At 73.7% G+C, this 10,367-nt stretch carries 8 protein-coding genes; 2 read left to right on the top strand and 6 right to left on the bottom strand.

Going from position 1 to position 10,367, the window contains the following annotated elements:
• Positions 1-87: 87 nt before the first annotated feature.
• From AB0D46_RS35080 to AB0D46_RS35055, 6 genes are all read right to left on the bottom strand, one after another.
• Positions 88-564: a GNAT family N-acetyltransferase gene (locus tag AB0D46_RS35080; protein ID WP_362883665.1), complete on the bottom strand. Its 477-nt coding sequence runs from the start codon at positions 562-564 to the stop codon at positions 88-90.
• A gap of 252 nt (positions 565-816) precedes the next feature.
• The gene (locus AB0D46_RS35075) at positions 817-1,560 is read right to left on the bottom strand and encodes a hypothetical protein (protein ID WP_362883659.1); all 744 of its coding nucleotides are present in this window, start codon (positions 1,558-1,560) and stop codon (positions 817-819) included.
• 87 nt (positions 1,561-1,647) lie between these two features.
• The gene (locus AB0D46_RS35070) at positions 1,648-3,228 is read right to left on the bottom strand and encodes an amidohydrolase (protein WP_362883657.1); all 1,581 of its coding nucleotides are present in this window, start codon (positions 3,226-3,228) and stop codon (positions 1,648-1,650) included.
• Positions 3,229-3,297: 69 nt separating this feature from the next.
• Positions 3,298-4,137 (bottom strand): ABC transporter ATP-binding protein, encoded by an 840-nt coding sequence (locus AB0D46_RS35065; protein ID WP_362883656.1) that lies wholly within the window; start codon positions 4,135-4,137, stop codon positions 3,298-3,300.
• On the bottom strand, positions 4,134-5,231 hold the full coding sequence (locus AB0D46_RS35060) for an iron chelate uptake ABC transporter family permease subunit (RefSeq protein WP_362883654.1): 1,098 nt from the start codon (positions 5,229-5,231) through the stop codon (positions 4,134-4,136). The genes AB0D46_RS35065 and AB0D46_RS35060 overlap by 4 nt, the downstream gene beginning before the upstream one ends.
• Positions 5,228-6,205, bottom strand: a complete 978-nt coding sequence (locus AB0D46_RS35055) for an iron chelate uptake ABC transporter family permease subunit (RefSeq protein ID WP_362883663.1) — start codon at positions 6,203-6,205, stop codon at positions 5,228-5,230. The genes AB0D46_RS35060 and AB0D46_RS35055 overlap by 4 nt, the downstream gene beginning before the upstream one ends.
• A 318-nt stretch (positions 6,206-6,523) precedes the next feature.
• Between AB0D46_RS35055 and AB0D46_RS35050 the strand changes: the two genes are divergently transcribed.
• Together AB0D46_RS35050 and AB0D46_RS35045 are read left to right on the top strand one after the other, a co-directional pair.
• Positions 6,524-8,221 carry an ABC transporter ATP-binding protein gene (locus AB0D46_RS35050; protein ID WP_362883652.1) on the top strand — a complete coding sequence of 566 codons (1,698 nt, stop codon included), beginning with the start codon at positions 6,524-6,526 and terminating at the stop codon, positions 8,219-8,221.
• Positions 8,222-8,292: 71 nt separating this feature from the next.
• On the top strand, positions 8,293-10,128 hold the full coding sequence (locus AB0D46_RS35045) for an ABC transporter ATP-binding protein (protein WP_362883661.1): 1,836 nt from the start codon (positions 8,293-8,295) through the stop codon (positions 10,126-10,128).
• Positions 10,129-10,367 lie beyond the last annotated feature (239 nt).

Raw genomic sequence — 10,367 nt, 5'->3', positions numbered from 1 at the left:
CCGCGCTGGTCAGGGCCAACTCCCTGTCCTTGAAAGCCCTGTTCACCGCCACGACCGGAAGCGGCGAGCTGTTCCGCCGGCACGGCGCTAGAGCGAGCGGGTGAGGATGCGTGAATTGCGTTCGGGGGAAAGGGAGTCCACCCAGGTCGACGGAGCGGCGGCGACGTGGGCCGGGGCGAAGCCGTGCCGGCGGAACAGCTCGCCGCTTCCGGTCGTGGCGGTGAACAGGGCTTTCAAGGACAGGGAGTTGGCCCTGACCAGCGCGGCGGTCAGCAACCTGGCACCCAGCCCGCGCCCCTGACTGCCGGGTGCGACACAGAAGTTGTAGAGGACGCCCGCGCCGCCACGGCCCGTGCCCGGCGCGGCCGGGTGGACCCGTAGGGCCAGACACCCCAGGAGCGTCCCGTCCGGGCCGTCCACCACGAGGAAGTCGGCGGAGTCCGCGACGTACAGGGAGAGGGAGCGCGCCCGCAGGGCTCCGGACCGGACGAACGGCTGGGACAGGGCCGCGAGGGCGGCGGCGTCCCCGGAGTGCGCGGAGCGTACGGGGAAGGCGTCGGGCAGAGCGGCGCGATCGGACCGGGGGGTGGTCCGCGAGGCGAACGTGATCAAGGGTTCCCTTTCCATACGGCTCCGGCGCGAACGACGGGCGGCTCGATCACCGCACCACCCCGGAACCACAACCAAGGTTAGCCTTACTTAAGTAGGAGGCAAAACCCGGGACATCCCTCTACCCCGAGCGGGCAACGGAGTTACGGGCGAACGGCCCGCACCCGACCGCCGCCGGCGCCCCCACCTGGCGTGACCCGTCCCGCGTCACCCGTCCCGCCGAGGCCCGCCCGCGGCCTCGTCCGGACCGAAGCCTCCCACCCCGAAGCCTCCCACCCCGAAGTCCCCCGCCCCGGAGCCTCCCGCCCCGACGCCTCCCGCCCCGGATTCCTCCGCCCCGACGCCGGGGTCGGGCCGCCCGCCCGGCGAGAGCACCGGGTCGTCGAGCCGGACGATCCGGTATCCGGGCCGGGTACCCCCGGCCTTGGGGAGTCGGCGCCGCCCGCCCGGGGCGGTCCGCGCCGGCCGGGCCCGCTGGGCGGCCGCGATCAGGGCCCCGACCTGCGGCGCCTCGGAGCGCAGGCGGTTGAAGCCGCGGATGGAGATGCCGACGAGGGTCGCCGCGGCGGGCCAGGCCGCGCCCTTGCGTATCGCGTCGAGCAGCAGGTGCAGCGCGGCGGGCGTCGGCTCCGCCCCCGGACGCAGACCGTGGGCCTGCGCCAGGGCGTGCGCGGCGTGCAGCGCCCCGGCGAAGCTGGCGTCGATCTGAAGCCATTCGCGCAGGATGCGTTCGGGGACTCCGGCGGCGGCCGCGCAGCCGGGCACGGACAGGCCCTGCGCGGCTCCGCGCAGTGCGTCCGCCATGCGAGCAATCGTTTCTTCACGCTGACTGGGCGTCCGACTCAGCGCCTCGCGCAGCGCGCGTTCCACCATGTCGCGGGAACCCATGCAGGCCACGACCTCGTCGGCCCACTCGTCCTGCTGCGCTCGGTGCCGCACCTGCTCCTGCATCCCAACACCCCCATGTTTAGGTAAGCCTAACCTAGGTGGGACGCATGTGGGTGAGCGGATTCTCCGGGCGAGGGCGGCCGAACTGCCCTACAGCGCCTTCGACTCGGGCGTCCGGGTGCCGTCCACGAACGTGGCCACCACCTGGATGGCAGCGATGGCCGAGGGGGCGACGCGCCGCGGGTCGTCACCGAGCACCACCAGGTCGGCGCGCTTGCCGGCGGTGAGGCTGCCCGCGCTGTCGTCCCAGTGGCAGGCGTACGCTCCGGCGACGGTGTACGCGTGCAGCGCCTGGTCCACGGTGACGGCCTCGTCCGGACCGACGGGTCGGCCCGACGCGGAGGCCCGTTCGACCATGAACTGGACGGCCCGCAGCGGGGATCCGTCCGTGACGGGCCGGTCGGAGCTGCCGACGAGGGTGACGCCGTGGTCCAGGAAGCCCTTGCCGCGGTACATCCAGGGAGCCCGTTCCTCGCCCATGATCGCCGAGTAGTCGTCCCCGAAGGAGTGGAGGAAGTTCGGCTGGACGACCGCGCTCACCCCGAGTCGGGCGAAGCGCGGCAGTTGGTCCGGGCGGATCAGGCCCGCGTGTTCGACCCGGTGCCGGGCCTCTGGGCGCGGCCGCAGGCGCTGCGCGCGCTCGATGCCCTCCAGGGCGAGGTCGGCGGCGCGGTCGCCGATGGCGTGGACGGCGAGCTGCCAGCCGGCGAGGTGGCCGTCCACGATGGTGTCCAGCAGGCGCTGCGGGTCGTCCTGGAGCTGCCCGAGGTGCTCCGTGCCCTCGTACGGGCGGGTGAGGGCGGCGGTACGGGCCATCATGCCGCCGTCGGTGTAGATCTTGAGGGCGCCCAGGGAGAGCCAGTCGTCGCCGAAGCCGGTGCGCATGCCGAGGCCCAGGGCGCGGGGGATGCCGTCCTCGGTCGGTGTGGTGACGGGGCGCAGGGTGTCGGCGGCGGCCATCAGCTGGACGCGCAGGGGCAGCCGCCCCTGTTCGCGCAGCAGTTGGTAGGCGCCGAGTTCCACGGGGCTGTGGCCGAGGAGGCCGCCGCCGATGCCCGCCTCGGCGCAGGCGGTGACGCCCTCGGCGAGGCAGGTCCGGCCGGCGCGTTCGATGGCGTCGGCGAGTTCCCGCTGGGAGTACGGGGGGCGCAGCGCGCGGGCGGCGCTCATGGCGCCCTCGGCGAGGAAGCCGTCCTGGTGCGGGACGCCGGCCGGGAGCCGGTCGAGCACCGCGGTGTTGACGACGCAGGCGTGTCCGGACTCGTGCATCAGGAACACCTGGTGGCCCGCGGCGACCCGGTCGAGTTCGGCGGCGGTCAGGTGCCGCCCCAGGGCCCGCTGGTCGTACCCGGCGATGTCCACCCAAGTACCGGGTTCGGGCGCTCGGGAGACGGCTTCCGCGACGACGGCCAGGACGTCCTCGATCCGTCCCCGGCCGGCGACGCTCGGGGTGGCCGCCTTCAGGCCGGTCCAGGCCAGGTGCACGTGGCTGTCGATGAACCCCGGCAGCACGGTGGCGCCCTGGAGGTCGACGACCTCGCGCGCGGGCAGCGAGGTCACCGCGTCGTCCAGGCCGACGATCCGGCCGCGCCAGATCCCCAGGTCGTGCGCGACCGGGTGGTCCGGGTCCATCGTGAGGATGTTCGCGTTCGTCAGCCTGGTGCAGAGCATGGAGTTCCGTCCCTGGTCGTGTCGTCGAGGTCCCGGCCGGCCCGCGGGGTCCCGGATCCGGTCACAGCACTAGTGGATGTCGGCCGCGACGGGCGTACCGGCTCGGTTGCGGGCCGCGGGCACCATCAGGGGCGTGCCGGTCTCCGGGTCGTCGATGATCCGGCAGGAGAGCCCGAACACGTCCTGGATGAGTTCGGCGGTCATGATCGTCGCGGGGTCGCCCTCGGCCGCGATGACGCCGCCGGGCTTCATCACGATGAGGTGGGTGGCGTAGCGGCAGGCCTGGTTGAGGTCGTGGAGCACCGCGACGATGGTCTGCCCCTTGTCCTCGTGCAGGTCGGCGCACAGGTCGAGCACCTCGACCTGGTGGGCGATGTCGAGGAAGGTGGTCGGCTCGTCCAGGAGCAGGATGGACGTCTGCTGCGCCAGCACCATGGACAGCCAGACGCGCTGGCGCTGGCCGCCCGAGAGGTCGTCGACGGGTCGTTCGGCGAGTTCGAGGACGCCGGTTTGACGCATGGCCTCCGCGACGGCGGCCTCGTCCTCGGCGGACCACTGCTTGAGCAGCTTCTGGTGCGGGTAGCGGCCGCGGGCGACGAGGTCGCCCACCGAGATGCCGCCGGGCGCGGTGGAGGTCTGCGGGAGCAGGCCGAGTCGGCGCGCGACCTCCCGGGAGCGGTAGGTGGAGATCGCGGCCCCGTCGAGGTAGACCTCGCCGGCCTTCGGCTTGATCATCCGGGCGAGCGCCTTGAGCAGGGTGGACTTCCCGCAGGCGTTCGGTCCGATGATGACGGTGAAGGAGTGGTCGGGGATGACCACGTCCAGGGAGGTGGCCACCGTCCGCTGGTCGTAGGTCAGGGTCAGGCCCTCGGCCCCCAGGCGTGCGGCGGGGGGATTCTTTCCAGTCATGCGCGGCTCTTTCGTGACTCCGTGACCAGCAGCCAGATCAGGTACAACCCGCCGACGGTGCCGGTTGCCGTGCCCACCGGCAGGAGGGCGGGGGAGAAGAGGCGCTGGACGGCGAGGTCGCCGCCGGCCAGCAGGAGTGCGCCCATGGCGGCGGACGGCACCAGTGCGGGTCCCGAGGAGCGGGACAGCTTGCGGGCCAACTGGGGCGCCGCGAGCGCGACGAACGCGATGGGTCCGGCCACCGCGGTGGCGAACGCGGCGAGCGCGACGCTGATGACGAGCAGGGCCGTGCGGCTCGCGCCGACGTTGACGCCGAGCGCGGTGGCCGTGTGGTCGCCCATCTCCACCATGGAGAGCCGGCGGGCGAACACCAGGGCGAGCGGGAGGAGTACGGCGACGGCGAAGCCGATGGCAGCGGCGTGTTCCCAGCCCCGGTTGCCCAGGCTGCCGATGAGCCAGGCCTGGGCCTCCAGGGCCTCCTGCCAGCTGGCCCGGGTCATCAGGTAGGAGTTGGCGGCGAGCAGCAGGGCGCTCACGCCGATGCCGATGACGACGAGTCGGAAGCCCTGCATGCCGCTGCCGAGGAGGAGCAGGTACATCACGGCGGACGTGGCGAAGCCGCCGATGAGCGCGCCGATGGCGATCTGGGTCATGCCGCCGTTGAGGACGACGATGACGATGAGGGCACCGGTCGCCGACCCGGTGGTGAAGCCGATGATGTCGGGGCTGCCCAGCGGGTTCTTGGTCAGGCTCTGCAGGATGGCCCCGCTGACGGCGAGCGCCGCGCCGACGCACAGCGCGGTCACGAGGCGGGGCATGCGCAGGGTGTTGACGATGAAGTCGGCGGCGCCGCCGCCGTCGCCGAAGAGGGCCTGGAGCACCTCGCTGACGGACAGTTCGAAGTCGCCGGTGGTCAGGCTGACCGTCATGACCGTCACGAGGAGGGCCAGCAGGATGGCGGTGACGGCGATCGTACGGCCCTGTACGCGCACGGACCAGCGTCCGCGCGGGGTGCGCAGGACGGTGCCGCTGACGATGCGGGGCTTCGGGTCGCGGGTGGTGGCGGGGGCTCGTACCCCGGGTGCGGGGCTCACAGCATGACCAACTTTCGGCGCCGGCACAGCGCGATGAACAGCGGTGCGCCGAGGAACGCGGTGACGATGCCGACCTGGATCTCGTCGGGCGCCCCGATCACCCGGCCCAGTACGTCCGATCCGAGCAGCAGGACGGGGGCGATCAGCATGGAGTACGCCAGGATCCACCGCTGGTCGGCGCCGACCACGAACCGGGCGATGTGCGGAACCGCCAGGCCGACGAAGCCGATCGGGCCGGCGGCGGCGGTCGCGGCGCCGCACAGCAGCATGACGGCGACGGCCCCCAGCACCCGGGTCCGGCCGACGTTCACGCCGAGGGCCCGGCCCACGTCCTCGCCCATGCCGAGGGCGTTGAGCGAGGGGGCGATCCCGAGGGCGATGAACAGGCCCACCACGACGAAGGGCAGGATCAGGTACACGAAGTCGAGGTTGCGGCCCGCGAGGGCGCCGACCGTCCAGAACCTGAACTTGTTGAAGGCCTGCGGGTCGAGGAGCAGGACGGCCGTGTTGAAGGCGGTGAGCACCGCCGTGACGGCGGCTCCCGCGACGACCAGCCGGTCGGGGGTGGCCAGGCTCCGTCCGGAGGAGCCGAGGACGAACACCAGGACCGAGGCGAGGGCGGCGCCGATGAACGCGAACCAGACGTAGCCGAGGGCCGCGCCGACGCCGAGGAACGAGATCGCGATGACCACGCCGGTCGAGGCGCCGAGGCTGACGCCGAGCAGTCCTGGGTCGGCGAGCGGGTTGCGGGTCAGTGCCTGCATGAGCGCGCCGGACAGTCCGAGGGCCACGCCGACGACGAGGCCGAGGAGGGTGCGGGGGATCCGGTACTCGTGGATGATGGCCGAGGCCTGCGAGCCGTCGGGGTGCCGGAGCACGCCCCAGGTGGCCGTGAACGGGATGCCCCGGGTGCCGACCCACACGCTGAGGAGCGCGACCAGGACGAGTGCGCCGAGCCCGACGAGGAGGCCCATCCCCCGCGCCGCGGTGACGGCCCGGGACTTCGGCGGTGCGAGCGGAGCCCGGGTACCGGTCCCCGGTACCGCCTGGGTTTCAACCGACGACAACGACTCCCCCTGGCGGTGGTTGGCCGGCGATGTATGAAAGGTGATGCACCGACAGCAGGATGATACTTAGGTGAGCCTAAGCGAACCCTCCGCACCGGGTCAACGCGCGCCCGCAGCACGTAAGCAGGGCATACGGGACAGGCACTGGACGCCACGCCGAGGGAGCAGCTATTTAAGGTAGCCTTACCTAACTGTTTGATCATCACATGCGCGCGGAGGAAACACATGCTCGACGGAGGACCGACGGGGAGCCAAGTCCTCCGAAAAGCGATAGGGGGACAACGGCGCCGCATCGCGACGGCGTCGGCCCTCGGCATGGCCCACCAGGGCTGCGAGGCCCTGGTCCCCGTCGTCATCGGTGTCATCATCGACCGGGCCGTGACGACGGGATCCTCCGGGGCCCTGCTGCGCTGGCTCATCGTCCTCGCCGTCCTGTTCCTCGTGCTCTCCACCTCCTACCGGATCGCGGCGCGGATCACCGACGGCTCGGCGGAACACGCCGGCCACGGCCTGCGCCTCACCCTCGGCCGCAAGGTGCTCGACCCGCGCGGCGGCGCCGACAAGGGCCGGCTGCCCGGAGCGCTCACCTCCATCGCCACCGGCGACGCGACCCGCGTCGGCGCGACCGCCGCCGCGGTGACGTACGCGGTGTCGGCGCTCGCCGGCCTCGTCATCAGCGCGGTGGCGCTGCTGCGCATCTCGGTGCCGCTGGGCCTGTTGATCCTGCTCGGCGTGCCGCCCCTGCTGTGGCTCGGCCACCTCATCAGCCGCCCCCTGGAACAGCGCAGCGAGGTCGAACAGGACCGCGCCGCGCACGCCTCGGGCGTCGCCGCCGACCTCGTCGCCGGCCTGCGTGTGCTCAAGGGCATCGGCGCCGAGGCCGCGGCCGTGTCCCGCTACCGCAGCACCAGCCGGGACTCCCTCGCCGCCGCGCTGCGCGCCGCCGGCAGCCGGGCCTGGCACGACGGCGCGATCCTCGCCCTGACCGGCATCTTCATCGCGATCATCGGACTGGTCGGCGCGCACCTCGCGATGAACGGCTCGATCAGCGTCGGCGAACTCGTCGCGGCGGTCGGGCTCGCCCAGTACCTGCTGGGCCCGTTCCAGCTCCTGACCTACGTCAACGGCGAGTTCGCCCAGGGCCGCGCCTCCGCCGAGCGCATCGCCGAGGTGCTCGCCGCGCCGCCCGCCGTCACCGCCGGAACGGCCGCGCTCCCCCACCCCCTCAAGGGGCGCGTCCGGTTCAGCGGCGTCACGTACGGGGCGCTGCGCGGCCTGGACCTCGACGTCGCTCCCGGAACCCTGATCGGCGTCGTCGCCGGGAACCCGGCCGCCGCCGACGACCTGTTGCTGTGCCTGGGCCGCGAAACGGACCCCGACGAAGGGGTGATCGAGCTCGACGGGGTGGCGCTGACCGACCTGGACCCGGACGACGCCCGCCGGGCGATCCTCGTCGCCCACCACGACGCGGACCTCTTCGAGGGCAGCCTCCTCGACAACGTGCGGGCGTCCCTGCCCGGCGAGGACACCGACCCGGGGCCGGCGCTCGCCGCCGCCACCGCCGACGACGTCGCCCGGGCCCTGCCGCAGGGCGTGGACACCCCCCTCAGCGAGCGCGGCCGGTCCCTGTCCGGCGGGCAGCGCCAACGCGTCGCCCTGGCCCGGGCCCTGGCCGCCGACCCGCCCGTCCTCGTCGTCCACGACCCGACGACGGCGGTCGACACGGTCACCGAGTCCCGCATCGCGGCCCGCCTGAAGCTGCTGCGACCCGGCCGCACCACCTTCCTGGTGACCACGAGCCCCGCCCTGCTCGCCGAAACCGACCGGGTGGTGGTGCTCGACGAGGGCGCCGTCACCGCGCACGGCCGCCACCAGGACCTGGTCTCCACCGACGCCGCCTACCGCGCGACGGTGCTGGCATGACGGACACGAACGCGAGAACCGCCGCCGAAGCGCGCGCGGACCACGAGGACGCGCACGACGAAGGACGGACGATGAGCGGATCCAGCACCGGCGGGCGCGAGCTGCTGCCCACGGCCGACGGCGCCCGGACCCTCGCCGTCCTACGGACGCTGCTGCGCGGGCACCGCCTGCTGGCCTTCTGCGCGTTCGGCGTCCTGGTCCTGGGAACGGGCATCGGCCTGCTGACGGCCCCGCTGCTCGGACGCATCGTCGACCTCGTCGTCGAGCGGGCCGGAGCGGGCTCGCTGACCGTGCCGATGATCCTCCTGCTGGTCGTGGCGGTGGCGCGCGGCGTCGCCACCGCGATCGGCAGTTCGCTGGTCGCCCGGCTCGGCGAGACGATCCTGGCGAACCTGCGGGAACGCTTCATCGCCCGGGCCCTGCGGCTGCCCCTGGAACGCGTGGAGCGGGCCGGGTCCGGGGACCTGACCTCCCGGGTCACCGGGGACGTGACCGTGATCGCCCGGGCCGTGCGCCAGGCGCTGCCCGAGTTCGCGGGCGCCCTGCTCACCATCGTGCTGACCCTGGCCGGACTGGCCGTCCTGGACTGGCGCTTCCTCGCCGCGGTGCTGCTCGCCGTACCGGTCCACGTACTGTCCGTGCGCTGGTACGTCCCCCGCGCGTCCTCCGTCTACGCCGCACACCGGGTGGCGACGGGCGCGCTCCAGCACCAGCTCCTCGACAGCATCGGCGGCGTCCGCACCGTCCGGGCGTTCCGGCTCGGCGGGACGCACGAGCGACTCCTGGAGCAGCGCTCCGAGGAGGCCGTCGGCTTCGCGCTGCGCGGCATCCGGCTCGTGTCCGGGTTCTTCTCCCGGTTGAACCTCGCCGAGTTCATCGGCCTGGCGGGGGTCCTGGTCACCGGCTTCTTCCTCGTCGACAACGGGTCCGTCAGCATCGGCACGGCGACCGCGGCCGCCCTGTACTTCCACAGCCTCTTCAACCCGGTCAACGCGGCGCTGTTCCTCATCGACGAGGCCCAGTCCGCGGGCGCGAGCCTGGCCCGGCTGGTCGGCGTGTCCGACCTTCCGGCCGAACGCGAGCCCGAGAGCCGGGCGGTGCCCGCCGACGGTTCCGTCACGGTGCGCGCGCTGAGCCACGCCTACGTGCCGGGGCACCCGGTGCTGAGCGGGGTCGATCTGGAGGTGCGCGACGGAGAGCGGGTCGCGCTGGTCGGCGCGAGCGGCGCCGGCAAGACCACCCTCGCCAAGCTCATCGCCGGGGTGCACGACCCGTCCGGCGGCTCGATCCTCCTCGGTGGCGTCGACGCCCGGGAGCTGGGCCCCGTCGGGGTCCGGCGGGCGGTGACGCTGATCAGCCAGGAGGTCCACGTGTTCGCCGGGCCGCTGGCCGAGGACATGCGGCTGGCCCGGCCGGAGGCCACCGACGAGGAACTGCGCGCGGCCCTCGACCGGGTGGGGGCCCTGGAGTGGGCGCTCGCGCTGCCCGAGGGCCTCGCCACGGTGGTCGGTGAGGGCGGGCACCGGCTCACGGTCACCCAGGCCCAGCACCTGGCCCTGGCCCGTCTGGTCCTCGCCGACCCGCCGGTGGCGATCCTGGACGAGGCCACCGCCGACGCGGGCAGCGCCGGCGCCCGCGTCCTGGAGTCGGCCGCGCTGCGGGCCCTGGAGGGGCGGACCGGCCTGATGGTCGCCCACCGGCTCCCCCAGGCCGCGACCGCCGACCGGATCGTGGTCCTCGACCAGGGCCGGGTCGTCGAGACCGGCACGCACGACGAACTCGTCACCGCGGGCGGGCGCTACGCCGATCTGTGGGCCGCTTGGTCCGCCAGCCGCCGGGAGCCCGGCGACGCGGCCGCGCTGCCCGTGCCGCGCGAGCCCGTACCCCCGTCGGTGACGCCGAACTGACCGCGCGGGGCCGCCGGCCCCGAACGAGAACGTCGCGTGTCCTTCCCCCGGAATGCCCGGTGGAGGGACACGCGACGTTCTCGTGTGCCCGCCCGCTCGGGGGCCGCCGACCCGCGCGGCCCGCCGCGCGCCGGCGGTATCCGGGCGGGGCTCCACCGGCTCCGAGCCACCGGTGCGCCCCTCCCCCGCAGGGTGGCGTACGAGCGTCCCGCACGCGCCCGGAACCCCTCCCCGCACCG

This window comes from Streptomyces sp. NPDC048383, assembly GCF_040651775.1.
Lineage (GTDB): Bacteria > Actinomycetota > Actinomycetes > Streptomycetales > Streptomycetaceae > Streptomyces.
The sequence above is the reverse complement of the archived record's forward strand: the minus strand, read 5'-3'. Positions and strand labels throughout refer to the sequence as shown.